We start from the raw sequence: 22,565 nt of genomic DNA, 5'->3' as shown, positions 1-22,565 counted from the left end.
ACTGACGGTAAAAAGAGGTTGGGTGGGATAAAATTAAAGTGTTAATCATAGAAAAAATCTAAAAACGTTCTTTGAAGTCTTTTATTTAATGAAATTCACTATATATACTGTGAAGACCATTGAAGAGTTAAAGGAAAAATACGGCTTAACTGATGAAGAAATAGACTACGCTTTGGATAAGGCGAAGGGTATAATTCTAGGTTTCGCTATGGAGTTAAGGGCGATAAAAGTCCTAGAAGATATGAGCTTCACCAACGTTAGATACGTGGATTTGCCTACTCATGATATTGAGGCTGAGAAATCAGGTAACAAATACTATATCGAGGTGAAGGCATCAAAGAAGTCTCCCACTAGAGAGTATTCTGCTTATAAGTTGGCTATGATAGCAATGCTCGAGGGAACTCACCTCACTTTAGTAATGAAACCTACTCCCCAATTGTTTAACACGGAGGAGATACTCAGTGAACCAAAAAAAATACTTTTACACTTCTTTCAGTACGCATACAGAGGGGATGTAGAAGGGCTGAAGAACTTAATGAGTAGTGAGAAGACGAAACTTATTCTCTCAAACTATAATAAAGTAATAAAAAGTTACTCCAGTAAATACAGCATAGATAGTTTAGAATTTATCAAGTCTTTCTTTTAATCCTTTCGATGACAAGAAGGATAGAGCCCTTTCGGCTTCATCTAGAAATTTATAAACTGTACTATGCTCCTTACCTTCAAGTAACATTTCAATAGCCCTCTTAGCAACAGACATTTGTTCCACATTCCCCAAAAGGGCCACTATATGATCTCCAACTAGGATTTGAACACCCGTGTACTCATGGATTATCTTTTTAGCCTTTCCCTTTTCTCCTATAATCCTCCCTTTAATCCTTCTTAGGGAGTCCGGCCCGTTAGAGAAGTCTTTAAGTTCTATAATTTCTAACGTGTAATCATCTGACATAAGTTTCATAGAATCGTCAACAGAAAACCCTAAACCTATCGCGTTTATCACTGACCTAACCTTCATAGCGTCATATGCATTTCCCTGCTTGGGCGTGACTTTTATCGATTTAGTCTTTTCGTCAAGTTCTATGGTCGAGTTACTTATTTCCTCCAACTTTGGTATTAACTGTTTGATCAAAGGTAACTTATCATCCGGAACTGTCGTATACATCATTGCCTTTCACATTACTTATCTCTAGTCTACCTAATATATCCTCCACTGGCTCCACGTTAACACCGTGGTCTTCAAAAAATCTGTTTATATTTTCTAGATCCCTTTGTAATAATTCAAGAGCATTCGGATGCTCAATGTCAACGGATTGGCTAACATCTATTATATAAGGTCTGTTATCCCATACCATAATATTATACTCACTAAGGTCTCCGTGAACTAGGTGAGCAAGATTCACCATTTTCTCTACCTCTGCAATAATCGCATTATATAATTCTTCAGTTATGCCTTCCTCGGGAATCTCTTTTAGGAGGGGGGCCCTTACTCCTTCCTCACCTATGAATTCCATAACCAAGATATTTCGGAAAACAAAGATTGGCTTAGGAGCTGACACTCCAGCTTCGCTTAGCCTTGCTAAGTTCTTGTATTCCTTCCTAGCCCAGATTTCAATAAGCTGAAACGTGGTCTTTATGTTAACGTCCTTAAAGCGGGGGTCTCCTAAGGTGTACTTCTCCAAAGCCCTCTTACTTGCAGCGGTGCTAACGTAATATATCTTTACTGCATACCACTTACCGTCTCTTGTTAAAGCTGGGTAAACCTTTGCCTCTTTTCCTGATGATATAGCCCCGTAATACTCCTTTATGTCTAATCTCCTTGCGATCTGAATAAGGGAGAGATAAGTACGAGAATCAATCGTTGAATCTACGACTTTAAAAAGATCCTCATCCTTTATCCTCTTTTCTTCCTTCCTCTTCTTTCCATTAATCAAACTGTTATCCTCTCAATTGCTCGATTATCTCAGCACTGACTACTTTTTCCTCAATCAACTTCCTCACTTCGCTCTCCTCATAGCGGTAAACTATATCGCACTTACTAGGTTGGAAGTCCCAAGGAGCTGCTAAAACTACATCACTTTCTCTTATCCACATTTTTTTCTTCATCTTACCAGGGATCCTTGCTAACCTTTCCTTCCCGTCCAAGCATACCACTTGAATGTGTTCCGCTCCTAACATTTTCTTAACTACACATAAGACCTCTCCTTCTTCAGGCTTTGGAACTTCTCTTGTAGGCTGTGGCGATGCTGACTTCTTTTTAGTCAATCAGTTAATCACCACCATATCATTTACGGCATAAGCTTTAAAGTTATAGAGGTCTTAAAAGCTCGATTGCAATTGCTGTGGAACCACCAGTCCCGTGGCATATACTCGCTATACCTCTTTTACCACCCATCTTGGATAACACGTTAATTAGCGTAGTAATAATCCTTGCACCGCTGGCCCCTATAGGATGACCTAACGCTATAGCCCCACCGAATACGTTCAACCTATCATAAGGAACGCCCAGGTATCTATTGTATAAAGCATTATTTACGGCAAAAGCCTCGTTATTCTCGAAATAATCGAATTGAGAGATATCCATATTAAGTTTCTGTAAAAGCTTCTTCACGGCAAACACTGGTGCCTCAGTAAACCTCCAGCTCTCTATACCTACCCAACTGTATCCTATAATCTTAGCTAACGGCTCTACCTTATATTCCTTTACTGCTTTCTCACTCATAAGAACGAGTGCAGCTGCACCATCGCTTATTTGAGAGGAATTTCCTGCCGTGTGAACACCGTCAGGAGTAAATGCCGGTTTCAATTGGGATAACTTTTCTATAGACGTATCTCTCCTTATACCTTCGTCTTGGGTAATTTCCTTACCGTCAATTGTCACCTTTACTATCTCGTCCTTGAAATAACCTTTGTCTGTAGCCATTGCAGCCCTTTTGTGACTCTCGTAAGCTATTTCGTCTAATTCCCTCCTTGTGAAATTATGAGACTTAGCTACCATATCCGCTTCTTGACCCATCAATTTCATGTTAAAGGGGTCTGTTAACCCGTCCATTAACATAGTGTCGATGAATGACAACTGCTTGCCCAGAAGCATTTTTACGCCCCACCTCGCATCACTCTTAACTGCTAGCATTGCTTGACTCATGCTCTCCATTCCTCCTGCCACAACAATATCAGTATCTCCGCTCTTGATCATCTGTGAAGCGTTAATAGTGCTTATCATTCCCGAAGAGCATACCATATCTACACAATACCCTTCTATTTCCATAGGAACACCAGCCTTTACCGCAGCCTGTCTTGCTAGGTCTTGACCATGACCTGCTCTCAGTATATTGCCCATTATTGTTATGTCTACTTTATTTGGTTCTACTCCAGCTCTTTTTAACGCTTCTTTTATTACTACGGCTCCTAAGTCAACCGGAGGAACGTCCTTATAAGCTCCTCCGAACTTACCTATAGGAGTCCTTACAGCCGAGACAATGTAAACGTCTGGCATATACAAACATTATGTTTAAAGTAGTTTAAATTTTTTAAAACTTAACTTATTGTGAAGTTTAGAATAATTAGCCAACATCGTTTAATGAGTTGCCTGAATAGGGAGACCCACTAGCCTTCCTCGTAAGTCAAAGAAGGACGCTTCCGTAATTTCTACGTCTACCCATTTACCCAATTCAACTTTATCACTTATCACCACGGGAATATAGTTTAAAGTCCTACCTATAACAGACCCTTTCCTGCCTAGTTCCGTAGTGATAACTTTAGATACTGAACCCACATACTCACTGTGTACCTCGCGAGCTAATTCTTCATAAAGTTTATTTGCAATTTGCATTCTGATCTTCTTAATTGGATCCGGAACTTGTTTCATTGAAGCACTTCTGGTATTAGGTCTTATTGAGTACATTGCTAAATGAATTCTCTCAAACTTTAACTCTTTCATGAGTTCTAACGTGTTCTTAAATGCCTCTTCGTCTTCCCCAGGGTGACCAATTATAATGTCTGTAGTTATATTAACTATAGGTATTTTCTTCCTAATCTCATTCACCATCTCTTTGTATTCTTCTACTGTGTACTTCCTGTTCATTAACTTCAATACGTTATTGTCACCGCTTTGCACTGGTAAGTGAACGAACTTAAAGACCTTCTTGTTCTTCAAGACCTCTATTAAACCGTCTAAGTCCCTCATTGCTAGCTCTGGAGTCATCATACCTATCCTTATCATAAAGTCACCTTCTACGTCTACTACTTTGTTCACCAAATCCGAGAGCTTAATTCCTCCTAAATCTAAACCGTAAGCAGCGGAATCTTGGGCTGTCAGTTCTATCTCTACTGCTCCTTTCCTTACAGCCTCTTCTACTGCACCAACTACGAGATGTGGAGGATAACTCCTCAATTTTCTTCTAGCCAACTTAGTTATACAGAAGTTACAGTCTCCAGCACATCCGTCAGCTATAGGAATTATAGCGATTTTACCCTCGAAAACCTTGGGTGTAAATAACGGTTTTTCTCCCTCCAAAATTATCTTCTTCTCGTCGGACTCTACTACCTCTACTACCTTCTCGACTGATTGAGGACCTATTAATGACGCCTCTGGAGCTAATGAAATCACCGCTGCTGGTTCTGCTCCCGCAAAACACCCGGCTACTATAAGCTTCTTGTTCAGCTTTTTAAGTTCCTTAATCCTCTGCTTCATTCTCTCCTCAGTCTCAAGCCTAACAGCACAAGTGTTTAGGATAATTGTGTCTGCCTCATCAAGTTCTTTCACTATCTCGTGTCCGTTCTCTCTTAGTAAAGTCATCATTATGTAACTATCTCCTTTATTCAGTGCACACCCGTAGGTTTCAATATAAACCTTCACTGTAAATCACAAGTAATATAAACCTTCGAATTCTTAAGATTACTTGTGGACTCACAACAAACGGATAAACAATATGAGGCTTTACTAGACAGATTGTATAAGAAGCTACCCGAAAAAGATATGAAAGTGGGAGGGCAGACTCTACCTAGTTTAGTGATCCTTCACATCGGAGCTACTACTATTATTAAAAACTTTGCGGAGTACTGCGATAGGATCAGGAGGGATAATAAGATATGTATGAGGTACTTACTCAAGGAGTTAGGTGCTCCAGGTTCAGTCAATGAAAACGGACAACTTGTAATTCAGGGTAAGTTCACTTCATCGGTAATAAACGCGTTGATGGACAGGTTTTTGAGGAGTTATGTGCAATGTAGTACTTGTAAGAGCTTAGACACCGTGTTGAAGACGGATAAGAAAATATGGTATATCTCTTGTCTCGCATGTGGAGCTCAAACACCGGTGAAACCCATATGAGAAAAGTTCTTTTAAACGTGATAAGGGAACAAGGTTATGTTTTTGTTAACGTATGTGAACCTGAACTATTGGGAAAAATATTCAAGAAAGGAGATATATCGCTAGAGATAAATAAGGAGTTTTATGCGGGGGAAGAAGTCAGCTTAGACTACGTTTTTACATTGTTCGATGAAGCTAACGTGGTAAGTTTGGTAGGTAAGGAGATCGTAGATGAAGCTATAAAGAGAGGGTATGTTGCCAAGGAAGGAGTATTGGAAATAGAAGGAGTTAAATTCGCTCAAGTTTATAACATGTAAGATGACAAGGTTCTGCGTTAAATGCGGTAGGGAAAATGTTGAACTGATCGGTCCCCTCTGCATTGACTGTTATCTAGAAACCAAAGAACTCGTAGATACGCCGAGAGAGATTAAGGGAAAAATCTGCAAGATCTGCGGTTCGGAATGGGCTGAGGGTAGGTGGATTAAGCACCGAGACTTAACAGTTTCACCAGTGGAGTCAGTGATATACAGAGAGATGAGCAAAAGAACAAAGCTCGATCCCAACATCGAGGAGTTTAACTACAGTATTGCTAATCAGTATTCAGACCCTAACGGTCACTCCTTTGTAGATGTAGAATTCAAGGGAAGAATAAAGGGAAAAGAATTTAGAGTTATAAAGACTGTAAGCCTTAAAGTAGATAAGGTAGTTTGCCCTGATTGTATAAAGAAGAAGTCAAAATATTATGAAGCAATTATTCAATTGAGAAGTAAAACTGAGGGAAGTTTATCACCTGAGAAGAAGAACGTTTTTGAGTCATTCTTTGATCGTGAGGCAATTGAAAACCTATCGGACATAGCTGAAGGTAAAGAAGGCGTAGACTATTATTTTATTAAGAAAAGCGTAGCGAGGAGAGTCGTCTCAGCTTTTACTTCAAGTGTTAAAGACGTAAAAGTGATCGAGACTTATCAGGACGAGACAATAAAAAACGGTAAAAAGTTTGCTAAGCTTGTGATTTCAGTAAGAATATGATCCTTCTAGGAGTAGACGAGGCTGGTAGGGGCTCACTAATAGGACCGATGATAGTAGCCGGTGTTGTGATAGAAGAAGATAAGGCAGAGCTCTTAGCAAAATTAGGAGTTAAAGATAGTAAAAAGCTGAAGAGGGAGAAGAGAGAAGAACTATTTAAGTTAATTCTATATTATAGTTTAAGCGTGACAATAGTCAAGGTCTTTCCCGAGGATATAGATGCGAAGAACCTAAACGAATTAACATATGACAGCGTCATAAAAATAATTCAATCCGCCCTCCCTTTCAAGCCTGGCAGAGTTACAGTTGATAAAGTAGGAAAAGAGGAAAGAGTTATTAGGTTCATTAAAGAGATAGGAGCTGAGCCTAATGTTATACATAATGCTGACGTATTATACCCGGAATGTAGCGCAGCAAGTATTGTAGCCAAAGTGATACGGGATAAATACGTTGATATCCTCAAACAAAAATACGGTGATTTTGGCAGCGGTTACCCGGGAGATGATAAAACGGTAGATTGGATTAAACAAGTTTACTCTGTTTCCTCAACCCCGCCTCCGATCATAAGAAGGTCGTGGAAAATTTTACAAGAGATAGCACCTAATTATTATATTAGTAAACATGGTTACTAACTTACCGGCTGAGGCTAAAGCTAAGTGGATTAAATACATGGATGCTAAGACTACAGAAGAGAAAATTAAAGCTTTACAAGATTTCCTAAGTGCAGTCCCAAAACACAAAGGTACTGAAAACCTAGTTTATTGGGCTAAAAGACGACTCGCCGAGCTTAAGGAGGAAGCCCAGCTAGAAAGGAGGAAGTCCTCCTCTGTCGGGAGAGGCCTACAATTTTTTATCGAGAAAGAGGGAGCCGGACAAGTTGTAATGATAGGCGATAACCAATTAAAGAACGAACTAATGAGAAAACTGACTAATGTGAAGAACGATCCAGAAGAATTACCCGTTCCGGGTATGATGAAGTATTTAGATGTTCAGATCCAGTTGGTTAACACGCCTCCATTAATATTCGAGGCAAGAAGCTTGATAGGACGAATACTCGGTTTAGCTAAGAACGCCGATGAATTACTGATAGTTGTCAGAGATAAGACAATGTTCGATAACATAAAAGCGTATCTCGATTCTAACGGTGTGACATTACGTAAACCTAAAGGCAAGATAGTAATAGATAGGGCGAGGCAAGGTAATACTGGAATAAGGATTGTCCCAATGGGCAAACTTGTTAATACCACAGAGGATGAAATTAGAAGGTACTTAGAGAGTTTCGGCATAAAGAATGCTCTAGTAAAAATCTTCGGTGAAGTAACACTTGATGATGTAGAAAGAGAAGTATTTCAGACTACTATCTATAAACCGTCAGTGACAGTGACTTTAGAGGAATTTTCAGACCCAGATACAATAGTGGTGAAATGGAAAGACTTAGAGAAGTTAAAAGAAAGCATATTTAGAGCCTTAGACGTTATAAGAGTTTACACCAAAGAGCCTGGATCTAAGCCATCCGGTGAACCCCTAGTAGTGAAGAGAGGGTCTACTGTTATCGATGTTGCAAGAAAGCTCCATAATGAATTTGCTGAACAGTTCAAATATGCGAAGATTTGGGGGAAATCTGCAAAATTCCCTGGACAAAAAGTAGGTGCGGATCACATATTGGATGACGGAGATATAGTGGAGATACATACTTGACAGAGAGACACTGAAGCCCAAGGAAGTATAACTAAGATATATCTCGTGAAATATAATGGATAAACTTCTATAACGTCACTTATCACTTTGCCGTCGACAAAAGTTCTAGATAAACCGTGAATTTTATGTCTTATGATATTATTTAACATTCCTAACTCTTCTCGTGAAGTTTATAAATTTTGTAGTTACATACCAAAATGTAGAAGAGAGCCCTACAGTGAACTCGATGAGCAATGTGAGGGGGAGGATGGGTTCGATGAGGCTCCCTATGTCCTTGAAGGGAGTGGTTCAACTACCGCTCCCGTAGACGGCATGGGGAGCCGGACAAGGGGAATGAGGACGAGAGGTTGAATACAAATTCATGAAACATCGATGAAAGTCCGACCCCTACTATGTTGTAAACCATCTATAAAGGTTTATATTTCACACATAGTCTAAATTATCTTAATGGCAATTTCAATCGGAAGAAAAAAAACTAATAAAAATAACTCGAACTCACCTTCTAAACCTAATTATAGTGCTATCGACTTAATGTTTTATAAATCATCCTTTGCCAAATTCTTTGCCAAATCATTAGGAAAGAAGCTTGAAAAAGCTGGGCTACCCGATGACCCTCAGATCTTAGCTTCGAGATTAATATTCTTTCTAACAATTTCTATAATATTTATGATAGTTCTTTTAGTTGCAGGCGTAATTTCTATCAGAGACTTTGTGCTAACTGGTGATCGTAAGTTCGCAGTACTCGGAATAATGAGCTTCATATTCGGCGTTATAATTCCGCCAGTAACCTACCTTTTGTTTAACCTTAATATTTCGCAGAAGATCGATAGTAGAAGAATAGGTATAGAAGCTGAAACACCTGCATTTGCAGCATTGTTCTTGGTATTCCTTAGATCTGGCTTATCACCAAAGATATTGTTTGAAAACCTTAGCAAGACCAGAGCTTTTACTTACATTAATGGAGTTTCCAAATACATCGTAAAAAGGATGAACTATCTAGGAGAGAGTGTGGAAAGAGCTGTTGACAGCTCAATTAGAATTGTACCCTCAAAGCTCTACGAGGAGCTAATGACTACATACATAACAGCTGTAGTTAGTGGGGCGCCCGTTTACGAGACTATGACTACTAAGGTTAAGGATATTATAAAGAAAATTGAGTTACTCGCTGCTGTAGCTGCTGACAGATTATCAGGTGTGGGGGAAGGATATGTAACGTGGTTAGCTTCAGGTTTCATAACCATATATCTTATTCTAATTCTAGAGTCAGTATTTACGTTACTTCAGTTACTACCACTACCTATCATCGGTATTTTAGTAGTAATATTTGTCCCAATGGTTAACGTACTTTTCATATTTGCAGTTGATTCAATTCAATTTAAATTCCCAGAGAAACCTTTGAAAGCAGATAAATTATTCTTAGAGCTGTTTCCCGTTGGATTTATCTTAGGTATTGTTTTAATGATAATTCTAGAGCCGTTAATGTCAAGAATTTTCCACTATCCACCCGTGGCTCCCCAATATTTGATAATTGGAATGTTCACACTGAGTGGGACGACGTATTACGTTCCTGCAACCGTGATAGGATTAACACTTGGATTCATAATAGCAATGATACCGCCTACTATAATGGCACAGAGGGAACTGAACGAAGGCACAGGCTATGATATCTACGTAGTGAGACTTCTCAGGGCCATTAGTGAAGGAGTCAGAGCCGGTTTATCCCCAGAGACTATTATTAAGAACTTGAAGGACAATAAAGAGATGGGTAAATTACAGGGCATTTTGAAGAGACTTTATGCTTATATAAAGTTAGGTATGCCCGTGAAGGACGCATTTAGGAAGGCATCTCAGACAATAGTAGACTTCCCCACACAGGTAGCGTTTAACTCCTTAGCCGACATGGTGGAAATAGGAAGTTTAACGCCAGAATCGGTAGAGATATTAGCCGATCAGCTTGATTCACAAATAAGAATTAGAAATGAATATTACTCTAAGATAAAGGTATTATTATACATGCCCTACATAGGTTCAATTCTAGCCTTAATTACCTCAGTAATATTGTCAAGTGCCATATTATCCCTGATAAGTACTGGTGGTTATGCTTTCACATACGGACCTCTAGCAGTAGCCACTACTTTAGTTCCGAGAGCAATATATATGACTGCTTTATCCTCTGTGTTTAACTCTATGCTAGCAGGCCTATTAGTTGGAAAATTGGCTAGAGGTAGAATAGCCAACGGTTACAAACACTCTATCATTCTCATGACAATAACAATGTTGCTACTCTTAATGACCCTACTGCTGCACTTCTCATTTATATCGAATCAAACTCCAACATTATGAAAGCTTATATAGAAGAGGAAGTTAATATATGATAATGAGTTCACAAAAATTAAAGTTAAAATTACCTAAATTTTCCAGCGGGAACAAAAAAATCACCCCTAAAATAGACGACTTAGATCTTCCCTTCTCACTTTACCCGTTATTTATACCGGTACAAAGCATTGAGGGAGAGGTTTATTCTCAGTATGACATCGACTTATCCAATATAATTCCAGAGCAAATAGCAAACGACTTTAGCCAGAACAGAATCGAACTCTCGATAGCAAAACCAAACGTCTTCATAACTTATGACGAGGAAAAGGGAATATACAAATACAACTTGATCGAACCTTTGATGGACGTCAACACGTTCAATTTATACCTCTTGCTAATCGACGAAGTGGAAAGGAGCTTACTATCTGATGCAGACCACGTGCCTTTAGGGAAAATCTTAGTAGACCTTAATGCTAAGAGACCAGAACTAAAGGTATTCCAAGGTAAAGTAGGAGAACTAAACGTATTATCAACACCGTTTAAGGTAGCGCTCTATTATTTGCTCAGAAACATGTTCGGTTACAATATACTTACGCCCTTACTATTAGATCATAATGTTGAGGATATCTCCTCTAGTGGACTTAATCTACCCATTTACGTATACCACCGACAATTCGAGTATACTCCAACAAACATAATAATTACGAAGCAAATGAACATGTTCGGCAGGATAATCGACGGTGAACAACTTATTGACGAACTAGTCTTAAGATTCATATCTTTAGCTAATAAGACCATTTCAGTAGCAACACCTATAGCTGACGGTATATTACCTATAGGAGATAGAATTGCAGCAACTTTTAGGAGAGAAGTATCGGCTAACGGTTCTTCCTTCGTTATAAGGAGGTTCTCCGAGAGTCCGATCACAATATTGGACTTAATAAATAGCAAAGTCCTTTCACCAGAGGCTGCAGCATACTTATGGTATGCTATAGATATGAAGCTGTCATTCATGGTCATAGGAGTAACCGGAGCTGGTAAGACCACCGTAATGAACGCTATCCTGAACTTAGCCAAAGAGTCGATGAAGATAGTGTCTATAGAGGATATCCCCGAGATTAGACTGGCACAAGATAACTGGGTACAATTATATGCAAGACCTGCTTACGGAGGTTTAGGAAAAGAAATAACATTAATGGATCTACTAAAGTTATCCCTGAGATATAGGCCTGATATAATAGTAGTCGGTGAGATCAGAGGTGAGGAAGCATATGTATTGTTCCAAGCTATATCTACTGGACACGGTGGAGCTACAACATTCCATGCCTACGACGCTGAAAGCGCAGTAAAGAGGTTGATGAACGAACCGCTAAATATTCCTTCCGAGTGGATACCAATGATGAACATAATTGTAACTGTAAGGAGATTACCAGTATATGTAGGCGATAAGATACTCTTAAGAAGAAGAGCTGTCGCAATAAATGAAATAGTGTCGTACAACGACCTAAGGCAAAGCGTAAGATGGGATCCTAATACAGACACACATATAATTGACTACAACGCTGCTATGGTATTAAGGGCTAGAGTAGAGGAAAGTGGAAAGAACTTTGATGATGTGAAAGCTGAAATCGAAAGGAGAGCTACTTACTTGAAGATGTTGGCAAGCACAAGGCAGATAATACAAAGTAGGGATAGCTATAAGCTACTAAAGAAGTATATAATTAAATACTCTCTAAGACCAGAAGAGGCCATGAGAGAAGTACAAGTGATGTCCGGTGCTAAGCAAGTGACTCCATAATCGCCAGTCCCAATAGAATCAGGCTAGACAACCAATATCCATATAGGGAGTTGATGAAACTGAACAAGAAAATTGACAATTCTTTAAATGAAGATTTTTGACTTTCTTCCTCTCTTCTCTGTTTCGGAGTAACCCTCCACTTATACGGGATTTTCAGAAGTCCTTTCCAATATCCTGAAGTTGAAGCATTTATTATAGTTACTACAATGCTAAAATCTCCCTCCTTCTGACCTAAAGATAAGGCATAAGCCGCTGTAGATACTCCGTAAATGATTAGCGGTAATAAGAGGATTGATTGGTTTATTCCAAGTAGAAATTCTATTCCGTTGAAGAACAGCAAAGTTAATAAAAACAAGGGATAGATTCCCCACTGCTGAGCATAGATGAACCCCTCAACTCCCTTAAATCCTTTCCCTAACATCTTTAAAGACAATAAGAGTATTTGCGAGGAACCGTAAGACCACCTCTCGATCTGTTTGAAGAGGTCGTGTAAAGTATAAGGGGCTTTTGATAAGACTGTTATATCGTGGAAGTACTCGACCTTTACTCCTTTAAGGAAAAGCCTTATTCCGAGTTCTAAATCCTCTGCTATTACGCCCTCCTTCCACATACCCACATTCCACAACGTATCTCTCTTTATGGAGAAAGCAGAACCGTTGGGAAAAATCGGTAATCCTAATGAACTCCTACCCCTAAACAGAGATATCATGACCTTGTCTGTGAAGTCCCTATAATACTTCTGTAACTCTGTCTCAACTCCGTATATTGAAATTTTAAAGGCTGCAGCATTAAAATCCTTTTTGTTTAACCTCTTCAAGAATTCCTTATCTACTCTCGCATCTGCGTCAAGAAAAACAAAATAATCGCCTATTCCTTTACTACAAGCGAAATTTAGCGCTCCAGCCTTACCCCCTTTAGGATTATCCCTTCTGAAGATTCTGAAGTTTTTAGGCAGGGTGAAATCACCAAATATTTGCTTAAAGTGAGTCTCATCGTCATCTGAGACTATAATCACTTCATAATTTCGATAATCTAAAGAGGACAAATTATCAATCAGTCCTTTTATAGTCTCTCTGTCTTCTCCTTTTACCGCAATTATTACGGAAAAGAACTTTTCTCCTCTACCTTGTGGTTTTATATCACTAGTAGCTTTCAAACCCACTCTGTAATAATAGACTTGTAAAAGGTTCCATAAAGCTGGGATAAATGATAGGAGTAAAATAATAATTATGAGGAAAGAATCAGGGATAAAAAACCACATTATTCATTTTCCTGAAGCCCTTTTAATTGCAGCATTTATTCTAGCCTTGGCTTCGTTTGTAGATCCCCAACCGGAAACTTTTACCCATTTACCTGGCTCCAGCTCTTTATAGTGCTCGAAGAAGTGTACGATCTTGTTCTTTACAGCCTCAGGCAAGTCGATTATATCTCTTATGTTCGAATAGCTCGGGTCTATTTTGTCCTTTGGAACTGCAATGATCTTTGCATCTTCTCCCTCCTCATCCCTCATGTAAAGAATCCCCACAGGTCTAGCTTCAATAACAGTACCAGGCAGTATAGGATATGACGTTATCACTAATACGTCTATAGGGTCTCCATCCTCCTCTAGAGTACCGGGTACGAAACCGTAATTGAACGGGTACATCATAGACGTATAAAGAACTCTGTCTACCTTTACTACGTCTTCCTCTTCGTCGTATTCGTATTTTATACTTGAACCCATTGGTATTTCTATTACTACGTTTACTTCATCAGGTGCTTTTTTACCTGGACCCATTTTCATAATTTCTCCCTATTAAAAATAAGGGAGCTACTTAATTAAATCATTTATTAGAAAATCTATCTGATTTTCTATTAAATTGAAAGGACTTCTTCTCTTCATCTCTTGTAATACACTGAAATAGGTCTCCATAATTTCCTTGACATCATAACCTTGTCTCAAGTACCTCTTAGCTTGAAGATAAGTAGCTAACATCTCGCTCAACTTCGCTATTTGTCCCTCCAAAGACCTGTTTTTATACTCCTCGAAAAGCTCCTCTCCAAGACCTAACTGTTTAATTGCTTCCTTCTCAATTTCCTCCTTTTGAGGAAGTCTATCAGTAGCCCATTTAGGTAGATCGCCTAAAAGGCTCTCCCCTATGTCGTGAAACACTGCTATTGCTACCGCTTTCTCTGGCGACACATTGACTCCTTTCTCTTTCAGCTTTTTAGATATGTAGTAAGCCAATATTCCTGCCTCCCAACTGTGTTGTGCTACGGTCTCACCCACTGATGGTGGAACTCCCCTCTGCATCCATCCAGTCCTGACTAAATTCTTTCCTCCTGAAAGTATTCTTTCTAGATCTATGTCCGTCATAGCCTATCACTTAAATATTTTAGCGCACTTAATATTTCTTCTACTGAACTAGTCCAAAGCCTTATCATCGCCTCTTTACCCTTAACACCTCGGTCGAATATCACATTAGGGACATCTCCGTAAGTCATGTAAACATGATTAACCAACCATTCCATGCTTTTACCCTCTATTTGGGGGTTGGGCTCTAGCTCCCTGTTTACTTCAATAACCTCATATCCTATCTCCTTGAGAAGTCTTACTACCTCGTCTGTGAACTTGATGTTAATTAAAACTCTGGCGTCCTTCTTGAACTTCATGATCGATAATAAAAGCCTTGCCGTATGGGTAGGTTTACCGAACACTACGGGTAAGCCAACTTTCACTTTATTGTCCCAGTTTCTAACTAACCTATCCCTGAACACCGCTATATCCTCTAAGCCAGTTACGAAATCAGGATCTATTGAATGGGCTAAGTTAGATTGTACTTCGGGGATTAACTTATAAAAGTTCTTCCATTGTTTAACTTCGTAGGCAAATTTATGCATTTCTTCAATTACCTCGAACTTCATAGACTTTACAAGTGCGGGAGTAATCGGATCAACGGGACCTATACCCTTTCCGATATTAAGCCCGTAATATATAGCCTTTTGGAGTAGCTCTCTAGCGGATCTGAAAGAGAAAACAACGTCTTTTCCTTTTGCTAACCCGGCTGAAATTGCCGTAGCGAAAACACTACCTGTCCCATGAGTGTTCTTGTTATAAACTATTCTCTTGTAACCTATTTTGAAGTACTGATCTTTCTCGCCGTCGTAAAGGACGTCTATACTATACTCTCCTTCTATGTGGCCACCCTTCACTATGACATACGGGATGTTGTACTGCCTCGAGAGCTCTTTACAAGCTTTTTCAGCATCATTAATTCCCATAACCTTAACTCCAGACAGAATCGAAGCCTCAACAGCATTAGGTGTCAAGACTGTTGTTCTCGGTAATATGACCTTTTTATAATCCTCGATGTCTTTTATTAAGGGAGTGCCGTCTTTTGCGTATATCACGGGATCTGTTACTAACGGAATTTTGTCCGCTAACAACTCAACTACCACGTTAAATTGTTCTTTAGTATAAACCATCCCCAGTTTCGCAGACTTGACTTCGAAGTCAGAAAGCAATACCTCTAATTGCCTCTTGACAACTTCAGAAGGTATGGGAAAAACGTGAGAGATACCGAGGGTGTTTTGGGACGTAATCGCTGTGGTTACCCCTACTCCGTGAACACCCATGATTTCATAAACCTTGATGTCCGTCTCTACTCCAGCACCGTTACCGCTGTCAAAGCCAGCAATACTAAGCGCTACCGGCTTTATCATTCCTCTTCACCCTTGTATTACCAGCAACTACCCAGAACTCTCCGTCGTCTCTTACCTCAAGTTTCCATATACCAGTCGAGTGCTTTACCATTTCAACGGCATCCTCTACAGCTCTAATTGCTTCTTTCCTCCCTCTCCCTAAGGCCATGACTAAGAACACGTCATCACCAGGCTTTAATTCATCAATTACGTGAATTATCTTAATCTTCACAAGGTCCTTATATTTCTCCTTAAGAGAGGAGATTATTTCCTCGAACCTTTTTTTCGTGTAATCCTCATAAGCTTGGTACTTTAACTTGTATACCTTATGCCCTTCTACAACTCCTTTAACAATACCCAAATAGATTACCATTGAACCTACTTCTTCTCCCGCCTCCTCTCTGAACTTCCTTATTTCCTCTAGTATATCCAACCTCCCACCTATCCTCAGTTCCCCTCCAGCAGGCGGGGGAAAGATTGCCACCTCATCACCGTTATTGATTTCTTCTTGTTTCTTACCGTTGACTAAGATCGAGATTTTTATATTTCCTAGTCCTTCTCTGACTATTTTTCCGAATTCCTTACCGTATTTCGCCTCTAACTCTGAGATGAGACATTCCACGGTTTTGCAATCTGTTTCCACTATTTCGTACTCTTTACCGGTGAAATCTAATAGAAAAGCGAAATATCTAACCGTAACTTTCATCTCTCCCCTTCCTCTTTTTAATCTTTAAGGTTAAATTGTGGATGACGAGTTTTTAAATTATCTACTTGGTAATGAAAGCAATAGGAGAAAAATTATAGAAGAGAAATACTCAAAGAGTGACGTTGAAATACTGAGAAGACTGAACGATATCGAGAGCATGTTAAGACAAGTTATTAAAAGCGTTGGATCTAGTGACAAGAAACTAACGGAAAACTCTTTATGTGAACAAGTCCTCGAAAAGGGATTCGTGATACTTGAGGGGCATGGAATTAACAAAAACCTCCACCCGTCGTTGTTTGTTTTGCCCTTAGATGAAGGAAGGATATTAGTGACTTTTAAAGATACCATAGACTTACTTATTGCGTTATTTGAAAAGTTCGAGGAAAACGTTGAAACTAATATTCCGAAAAGGCTTTTACCTTTATTCTCTTTCTTACGTAGATCTGGTTTGATTTATTATAATCACGTATCACGAAGGTATGAATTAATAAAATAGATTACATGATTTTGCTTAATAACCTAAAATCAAATAATCTCTAGGGTGATTGATATAAGTTCAGAGGAGCAGGTAATTGAAGGCGTGTTGAGAAATTACAAGAACATTGCCACAGTGGGCTTTTCCAAAGACCCTTCTAAACCTTCACATCAAGTACCAAAGTTTTTGATGTCCAAGGGCTATAACGTGATCCCCGTTAATCCCACAGTAGATGAAATTTTGGGTAGGAAGAGTTATAAAAGCTTACTAGATATCCCAGATAAAATAGAAGTAGTTGAGGTTTTCAGACCCTCTCAAGACGTTCCTAGAATTATAGATGAAGTCCTAGAGAGAGTTAAGAGGAAAGGTGACGTGAAGGTAATATGGTTACAAGAGGGGATAAGGAACGATGATGCTGCGGAAAAAGCAAGAAAAGCGGGGCTCATAGTAATTCAGGATAGATGCATGTACAAGGAGTATATGAAAAAGATCGAGGGAAATCCTCATCCTCCACCTGTAAGTCAAGTTGTTAGCTAAGTAAAACCTTAAAGGACTTGTCGTCTAAGTTGAACTCATCGTTAACGTATAATTGGAATAAAGTTAAAGGAGGTAGTTCCAATTCCTTACAATCTGAGAAAATCTCATTGCCAACAATTGTTACGTGTTCCCATGCCTCAAGTTTCAACACTTTTTTTAGATATTTTATCGAAGACAGTACTTCCTCCTTTTTCTTTTCTATAGCACTTTCAGGACCGTAGAAGAATATCTCGGAGTCTGTGAGAGGTATGCGTTCATGTAACTTTACACCCATGACAGTGATACTGACCTCATTATCACATATACATGTACCTCTTTCAATCGTATCCCTAGTTAGCACGTTAATTCTCATTGCCAACTCACTAAGCCCTAATCTTTCAGACCTCTCTTTTAGGAGTTTTAAGGATACTAAAGGAAAAATATAGTAGATTTCTCCTTGAACGTTCAAAGGATAAGCTAACAACTCCGCATCTTTTTCGAAGACCTTTACTCTGGGTATTATATGACACTCCCCATTTATCGAGGTCAGAGACTTAAAAACTATGATTTTCACATTATTATATAGACTAATAATCGATTTAAACTTGACTTGCATTTTATTATAAACTTTGATAATTTTCCTTTTATTTATTGATTTAGCTAAAAGCGTAAATTTATAAACTAGTTAAACTTAATTAATATATGAGGAAAAATGAGAAAAGGCATAAGGTTCTGTAGTTGTAGTGCAGTAGTAGGTATAGGTGCTTTCCTATTCGCGGGAGGACTCATGGGAATAGTAAAAATCGCGTCACCTGAATTCCCGCTCTATCTTGGAATGCTCTTAATGATTCTTGGTGTTCTAAGCAGTTCTTTGACCTTAGCCCCTGACCAGAATGAGTATGAATAGGTTAAATAATCAGTTATGGTTAGTAGAAAACTAATTTTTATTCAAGTTAACCGAGCTTAAGAGAAGTTTTATTTAAAGGTATTATACAAATATATCGATGCGGAGATTTATCTTATTTTTATTGGTTTTAACCATTATAACTGCTGTTCCAACACCTGCAATAACTCCACAAGCACAAATTTCTCCTAAACCTATAGGTTTAGCCTCTTATGGAATCTACTCTAAAGGTGCTAATTCTACATATACAATAACTACAAACCAAATAATAGGTTACTTCAATATATCTTCTATTAATTCTTTCAATCCAAACTCCCCTGAACCTTATTACGCTACGTTACAACTAGGAGGGACAGTTAATAACTCAATGGCCGTGAATTGGTTACAAGAAGAACTGGTATTTAATACGCTTAATGATACCTTTTTCATAGGATGCTATTATAACGGTAATCAGAAATTTAACACGACCTTATTACATTTTTCGTTACCCTTAGCAGGGTATTTAATCATATCTTTGATCTACAACCAAACCTTCACTATAGTTAAATATCAGTACGTAATAATACAAAACGGCAGTAGGTTTTTATCACCTGAAGTTAGAACTGCTATTGTTTCAACTATACACGGTAGGGCTCTTTTCACTGTAAATTTTCCCACAAAGGAAAACGTTGAACTCGTCTTCGGGGGATTTAACAGTGTTACAAACTTCACTTCCTTGAACTCTGAACTTGGGTTATTTTATAACCAGAGCGGACTTAAGCCCTTTCCTTCAGTCTTTAACTTCGGGATGAACGCCACGGGTTCGGCTGAAGACTTAATTACAATCCTTGAGCCAGACGGAAACGTAGAAGTAACGACAGGTAGTCCGAGTTACGGTCTAATAACCAGTAACTACAATCCTCCTATACCACCCTTAACTTTTGTGAACGAGAGTTTTATAATAAACAGATTGGGCATATATCAAAGTAAAGATTTCTATATCGACAAGCCTTACAATATAACTATACCTAACGTTCTGGGAATTAGCAGTAACATGTACTTATATCTGGAAAAAGTTATAGGACAAACTTACATAATCCCTAACAACAGTACATTCCAAACTTTCGATATATTATTATATTATGACGAGAAAGTAATGGTCACGATCGTCTACCCTAACTCTTCAGCAATTACCTACAACCTACCCGTGAACACTACTGTAACGTTACCGAGGATAATAAATATTAGCAATAACGAAATTCTAGTTTTACAAAAAAACGTCCAAATATTAGTGACTAACTCAACACCGCCAATAATAAATACTTCAACTTATTACGTCTCTGAATATTTAGTCAGGATAACTTACCCTAACGGTACAACAATTATGAATTGGTATCAGAAAGGTACTGTCTTACAGTTACCACAGTATATATACGAAACACCTCATGAGAGATTTGAACTAGTAGGAAAAAACATTATTAATGTATCCTCTCCGTTAAACGTACTGCCTCCTTATCAGCTGGAGTATGAAGTGTCCTTAGACTATGGGAACTTTAATGTTACCTATTGGGCAAAGAACGGTCAACTGGTTACTCTTAACGCGTATATTCCTTTGTTCTACGAAGGAGAATGGGAAGGAACCTATAATGTCCCTGTAGGAGGCACTGTAGTTGTAAACCAATATATTATTGAAAGACTAGTCTTAAGCCCGAATATAGCGCTTATCTCCTTACTGGCGTTGATATCAGCCTCGGTAGTGTTAGTATTAATCTTCTGGCATAGAATTAGAAAAATTCTATGAAGTTAGTTCTTTACTTTAATGAATATTGTGAGAGCTGAAAGTACTAGGGATATGAGGATGAAAAGAGATGATACTAGAAATGCAAAGTGAAGACCCTCTGTGAAAAATACCATAGTTTTTTTATCCAATGAACTAGTACCGAGGAATATTTCAAACGCTACATATCTGGGGATGGACAGAGAGGCTACAGTTATACTTATCACATAACTCAATACAGTGCCTATACTGGAAAAAGTCCTTGCTAACCCTGATACACTTCCATAATATTCTTTAGGCGCACTAAACATAATTGCAGTGTTATTTGAAGGCCAAAATAGGGAAGAACCTATCCCCGTAACTGTAGATATAGCTGATACTAGGTAAGGTGAGGAATAAGGAGTGAGTAATACAAAGTATAAAATAAGCGAGGCTAATGTACCCAGTAATCCTAAGGAGGCTAATAACCCAGGTTTAGTCCTCTCAGTTCTCTTACCTACAATAGTTGAAAGAACACTGGCTACTATGTACCCCGGAACTAGAACAAGGGAGGCATATAAAGGTGAAAGACCCTTAACCCCTTGAAGGTACATGATGAGTAGGAAAGTTAGAGAGAGACCTCCTATCCCTTGGAAGAATAAGGCATATAAAGAGAGGCTTAATAACCTGATCTTTAGTAACTTTAAGTTTATTATCGGTTTTTCCACCCTCATTTCATTAAATACAAATAAAGGTAGAAGAGCTAAGCCTAGGATCACATAGAGCAGATCGGTAGGATTTACACCTACGCCTGCTATAGTGACCAGTCCATAAGATATGAAGAAAAGGATTAGAGCTAGAATACCGCTACCGGTCACGTCAAGCTTACTCCTTGTAGGGTTCACGTCCTTAATCTCCCTAAGCCCTACAAGTATAGCGAAAATACCTATGGGAACATTAATATAAAATATATATTGCCAACCCAATAGTGTGGTTAAAATCCCTCCAAGCACTATACCGATTAAAGCACCAATATTCCAACCCAAAGCAGTTAGACCATAAGCTCTACCCCTGCTGCTAGGAGAAAAGAGATCTGCAATCAAGGCAGTTCCGTTAGAGGATATCAAACTTCCTCCCAAGGCTTGAATCACTCTGAAAAATATAAGTAGGTCTATACTAGTGGATAGACCGCAAAGCGCTGAAGCTACGGTGAAAAGGGCAAAACCCAAATTATATATTTTCGACCTTCCGAATATGTCTCCTATTCTTCCTGCTTGCGTCGAGATGACTGCTTGGACTAGCAAATAAGACAAAAGTACCCATACGGAAGTGTAAAGGTTCGTTTTTAAGTCGACTGTAATAGTAGGCAAGGCTAAAAGAACTATAGTAGTATCTACAGAAGCCATTAATGTACCTAGAACTATAATTGTAAGAACAAGATTTTGTCGCATAGAATAGTTCATAGCCGAACGAATATAAAAGATTGTCAGAGAGTGTCTTATGTTGGACCTTATAACTGAGCCTTATGAACAGATTACAAAGGTAATTTTTATTAACTGATTATCACACATTATCAACTGAAGATAAGGCATCGGGAATATGGATATAGATGAATTAATAAGTAAGTCTCTTTCTACATTCGATAAATACTATGCATTAAAAAACGTAAATTGCTCTAAAGTCCTCGTTGCTAAAGTAAATGGAAAAGAAGTAGGGTTTGCAGAATTAAAGAGAAGAAAGAACATAGGTGCTATATTCTATTTGGGAGTTCTGCCGGGATATAGAGGCAAAGGAATCGGAAAAGACATGGTGAGAAGAGCTGAGGAATATTTCAAGGCTAAAGGGCTTTCACTAGTTGTAGCTTCTACGAGAAGTTGGAATATAGCAGCTGTCAGAATGTTTTCTTCTCTGGGCTACAAAATAATAAAGAAAGAAAAGGTACAGAAATTTATTATAGAATTACTAGACGCTACGGAAGATGACCTAATATTATGTAAAGAATTAGGACACTCCAGCTGTGACGAAATAAAGAGAAAGTAAGTCAACCTTCCCGAATGTTAATAGGATTTGACAAAGTCACTACAGTTTTTTCACTATCTATGAGTTTTCTAACGTCCTTAGGTAAAAGAAACATGTTCTTGTGAGTTATTTCATCGTAATACCTCAATTCACCCATTACTCTGTTAAGTCTGTTCTTTACGTTTAACTTACTGACATTGACCTTGTCTGAACAGAAGATAAAAGCCCACACAGTATCAAAGGAAGGGACAAAAGATAAACCCACAGACACGTAGTTATATATTTCCCTCAACGTCTTTACAAGCCTTGAAAACGAATGAGGAGATTGATACGGAGAAGTGCCCTGAGTTACCATAACGTCCTTTACTAACTTCTTCACCTCT

Annotated in this window: 26 protein-coding genes and 1 pseudogene; 14 read left to right on the top strand and 13 right to left on the bottom strand. The window is 38.6% G+C overall.

What is annotated here, in order from left to right:
- The first annotated feature begins 109 nt into the window (after positions 1-109).
- Entirely contained in the window at positions 110-646 is a 537-nt protein-coding gene (locus tag WIW89_RS06145; RefSeq protein WP_337720124.1) for a hypothetical protein, read from the top strand.
- Here WIW89_RS06145 and WIW89_RS06140 read toward each other — a convergent pair.
- The 5 genes from WIW89_RS06140 to WIW89_RS06120 all read right to left on the bottom strand — a co-directional run bounded on the left by WIW89_RS06140 (position 620) and on the right by WIW89_RS06120 (position 4,798).
- The gene (locus tag WIW89_RS06140) at positions 620-1,162 is read right to left on the bottom strand and encodes an RNA-processing protein (RefSeq protein WP_443296299.1); all 543 of its coding nucleotides are present in this window, start codon (positions 1,160-1,162) and stop codon (positions 620-622) included. The genes WIW89_RS06145 and WIW89_RS06140 overlap by 27 nt on opposite strands.
- The gene (locus WIW89_RS06135) at positions 1,140-1,931 is read right to left on the bottom strand and encodes a serine protein kinase RIO (protein ID WP_337720121.1); all 792 of its coding nucleotides are present in this window, start codon (positions 1,929-1,931) and stop codon (positions 1,140-1,142) included. Before WIW89_RS06135 ends, WIW89_RS06140 begins: the two co-directional genes overlap by 23 nt.
- 4 nt (positions 1,932-1,935) lie before the next feature.
- Positions 1,936-2,262: a translation initiation factor aIF-1A gene (locus tag WIW89_RS06130; RefSeq protein WP_337720120.1), complete on the bottom strand. Its 327-nt coding sequence runs from the start codon at positions 2,260-2,262 to the stop codon at positions 1,936-1,938.
- Positions 2,263-2,305: 43 nt separating this feature from the next.
- Positions 2,306-3,493 carry a thiolase family protein gene (locus tag WIW89_RS06125; RefSeq protein WP_337720119.1) on the bottom strand — a complete coding sequence of 396 codons (1,188 nt, stop codon included), beginning with the start codon at positions 3,491-3,493 and terminating at the stop codon, positions 2,306-2,308.
- 81 nt (positions 3,494-3,574) lie between these two features.
- The gene (locus WIW89_RS06120) at positions 3,575-4,798 is read right to left on the bottom strand and encodes a tRNA (N(6)-L-threonylcarbamoyladenosine(37)-C(2))-methylthiotransferase (protein ID WP_337701893.1); all 1,224 of its coding nucleotides are present in this window, start codon (positions 4,796-4,798) and stop codon (positions 3,575-3,577) included.
- A 177-nt stretch (positions 4,799-4,975) separates the two neighbouring features.
- Here WIW89_RS06120 and WIW89_RS06115 point away from each other — a divergent pair, with 177 nt between their 5' ends.
- The 8 genes from WIW89_RS06115 (at position 4,976) to WIW89_RS06080 (ending at position 12,146) form a co-directional block, all read left to right on the top strand.
- Entirely contained in the window at positions 4,976-5,329 is a 354-nt protein-coding gene (locus tag WIW89_RS06115; protein WP_337701986.1) for a translation initiation factor IF-2 subunit beta, read from the top strand.
- Positions 5,326-5,625 carry a DUF424 domain-containing protein gene (locus WIW89_RS06110; protein WP_337701891.1) on the top strand — a complete coding sequence of 100 codons (300 nt, stop codon included), beginning with the start codon at positions 5,326-5,328 and terminating at the stop codon, positions 5,623-5,625. The genes WIW89_RS06115 and WIW89_RS06110 overlap by 4 nt, the downstream gene beginning before the upstream one ends.
- A gap of 1 nt (position 5,626) precedes the next feature.
- The gene (locus WIW89_RS06105) at positions 5,627-6,337 is read left to right on the top strand and encodes a 60S ribosomal export protein NMD3 (RefSeq protein ID WP_337720118.1); all 711 of its coding nucleotides are present in this window, start codon (positions 5,627-5,629) and stop codon (positions 6,335-6,337) included.
- Positions 6,334-6,966, top strand: coding sequence for a ribonuclease HII (gene rnhB / locus WIW89_RS06100; protein ID WP_337701887.1), 633 nt, complete (start codon positions 6,334-6,336; stop codon positions 6,964-6,966). The genes WIW89_RS06105 and rnhB overlap by 4 nt, the downstream gene beginning before the upstream one ends.
- Positions 6,956-8,032: a TGS domain-containing protein gene (locus WIW89_RS06095; RefSeq protein WP_337720117.1), complete on the top strand. Its 1,077-nt coding sequence runs from the start codon at positions 6,956-6,958 to the stop codon at positions 8,030-8,032. The genes rnhB and WIW89_RS06095 overlap by 11 nt, the downstream gene beginning before the upstream one ends.
- A gap of 132 nt (positions 8,033-8,164) precedes the next feature.
- Entirely contained in the window at positions 8,165-8,383 is a 219-nt protein-coding gene (locus WIW89_RS06090; protein ID WP_337720116.1) for a hypothetical protein, read from the top strand.
- A 96-nt stretch (positions 8,384-8,479) separates the two neighbouring features.
- Positions 8,480-10,375, top strand: a complete 1,896-nt coding sequence (locus WIW89_RS06085; protein ID WP_337720115.1) for a type II secretion system F family protein — start codon at positions 8,480-8,482, stop codon at positions 10,373-10,375.
- Between the two features lie 34 nt (positions 10,376-10,409).
- Positions 10,410-12,146 (top strand): type II/IV secretion system ATPase subunit, encoded by a 1,737-nt coding sequence (locus WIW89_RS06080; RefSeq protein ID WP_337720114.1) that lies wholly within the window; start codon positions 10,410-10,412, stop codon positions 12,144-12,146.
- Here WIW89_RS06080 and WIW89_RS06075 read toward each other — a convergent pair.
- The 5 genes from WIW89_RS06075 to WIW89_RS06055 all read right to left on the bottom strand — a co-directional run bounded on the left by WIW89_RS06075 (position 12,127) and on the right by WIW89_RS06055 (position 16,533).
- Positions 12,127-13,308, bottom strand: a complete 1,182-nt coding sequence (locus tag WIW89_RS06075) for a glycosyltransferase (RefSeq protein ID WP_337720112.1) — start codon at positions 13,306-13,308, stop codon at positions 12,127-12,129. The genes WIW89_RS06080 and WIW89_RS06075 overlap by 20 nt on opposite strands.
- Positions 13,309-13,410: 102 nt before the next feature.
- Positions 13,411-13,929 carry an inorganic diphosphatase gene (gene ppa / locus WIW89_RS06070; RefSeq protein WP_337720111.1) on the bottom strand — a complete coding sequence of 173 codons (519 nt, stop codon included), beginning with the start codon at positions 13,927-13,929 and terminating at the stop codon, positions 13,411-13,413.
- A gap of 27 nt (positions 13,930-13,956) precedes the next feature.
- The gene (locus WIW89_RS06065) at positions 13,957-14,493 is read right to left on the bottom strand and encodes an HD domain-containing protein (RefSeq protein ID WP_443296298.1); all 537 of its coding nucleotides are present in this window, start codon (positions 14,491-14,493) and stop codon (positions 13,957-13,959) included.
- A 5-nt stretch (positions 14,494-14,498) separates the two neighbouring features.
- On the bottom strand, positions 14,499-15,848 hold the full coding sequence (thiD, locus tag WIW89_RS06060; RefSeq protein ID WP_337720109.1) for a bifunctional hydroxymethylpyrimidine kinase/phosphomethylpyrimidine kinase: 1,350 nt from the start codon (positions 15,846-15,848) through the stop codon (positions 14,499-14,501).
- Positions 15,826-16,533, bottom strand: a complete 708-nt coding sequence (locus tag WIW89_RS06055) for a MoaD family protein (RefSeq protein ID WP_337720108.1) — start codon at positions 16,531-16,533, stop codon at positions 15,826-15,828. The genes thiD and WIW89_RS06055 overlap by 23 nt, the downstream gene beginning before the upstream one ends.
- Positions 16,534-16,570: 37 nt before the next feature.
- Here WIW89_RS06055 and WIW89_RS06050 point away from each other — a divergent pair, with 37 nt between their 5' ends.
- On the top strand, positions 16,571-17,029 hold the full coding sequence (locus WIW89_RS06050; RefSeq protein ID WP_337720107.1) for a hypothetical protein: 459 nt from the start codon (positions 16,571-16,573) through the stop codon (positions 17,027-17,029).
- A 54-nt stretch (positions 17,030-17,083) separates the two neighbouring features.
- The gene (locus tag WIW89_RS06045; RefSeq protein ID WP_337720123.1) at positions 17,084-17,545 is read left to right on the top strand and encodes a CoA-binding protein; all 462 of its coding nucleotides are present in this window, start codon (positions 17,084-17,086) and stop codon (positions 17,543-17,545) included.
- Here WIW89_RS06045 and WIW89_RS06040 read toward each other — a convergent pair.
- Positions 17,538-18,098, bottom strand: a complete 561-nt coding sequence (locus WIW89_RS06040) for a hypothetical protein (protein WP_337709809.1) — start codon at positions 18,096-18,098, stop codon at positions 17,538-17,540. The two genes, WIW89_RS06045 and WIW89_RS06040, sit on opposite strands and share 8 nt — an antisense overlap.
- A gap of 138 nt (positions 18,099-18,236) precedes the next feature.
- Here WIW89_RS06040 and WIW89_RS06035 point away from each other — a divergent pair, with 138 nt between their 5' ends.
- Both WIW89_RS06035 and WIW89_RS06030 read left to right on the top strand, forming a co-directional pair.
- Positions 18,237-18,431 carry a hypothetical protein gene (locus tag WIW89_RS06035; RefSeq protein WP_337720106.1) on the top strand — a complete coding sequence of 65 codons (195 nt, stop codon included), beginning with the start codon at positions 18,237-18,239 and terminating at the stop codon, positions 18,429-18,431.
- 97 nt (positions 18,432-18,528) lie between these two features.
- Positions 18,529-20,208: a thermopsin family protease gene (locus WIW89_RS06030; protein WP_337720105.1), complete on the top strand. Its 1,680-nt coding sequence runs from the start codon at positions 18,529-18,531 to the stop codon at positions 20,206-20,208.
- A 2-nt stretch (positions 20,209-20,210) separates the two neighbouring features.
- Here the strand turns inward: WIW89_RS06030 and WIW89_RS06025 are convergent, their stop codons facing one another.
- Positions 20,211-21,614, bottom strand: a complete 1,404-nt coding sequence (locus WIW89_RS06025; RefSeq protein ID WP_337720104.1) for an MFS transporter — start codon at positions 21,612-21,614, stop codon at positions 20,211-20,213.
- A 148-nt stretch (positions 21,615-21,762) separates the two neighbouring features.
- Between WIW89_RS06025 and WIW89_RS06020 the strand changes: the two genes are divergently transcribed.
- Positions 21,763-22,203, top strand: coding sequence for a GNAT family N-acetyltransferase (locus WIW89_RS06020; protein WP_337701860.1), 441 nt, complete (start codon positions 21,763-21,765; stop codon positions 22,201-22,203).
- A gap of 1 nt (position 22,204) precedes the next feature.
- Here WIW89_RS06020 and WIW89_RS06015 read toward each other — a convergent pair.
- Positions 22,205-22,565, bottom strand: a pseudogene (locus WIW89_RS06015) (spermidine synthase); the annotation flags it as partial.

Origin of the sequence: Stygiolobus sp. CP850M, assembly GCF_037389425.1 — an archaeon.
Lineage (GTDB): Archaea > Thermoproteota > Thermoprotei_A > Sulfolobales > Sulfolobaceae > Stygiolobus.
This window is presented reverse-complemented; position numbering and strand designations above follow the sequence as displayed.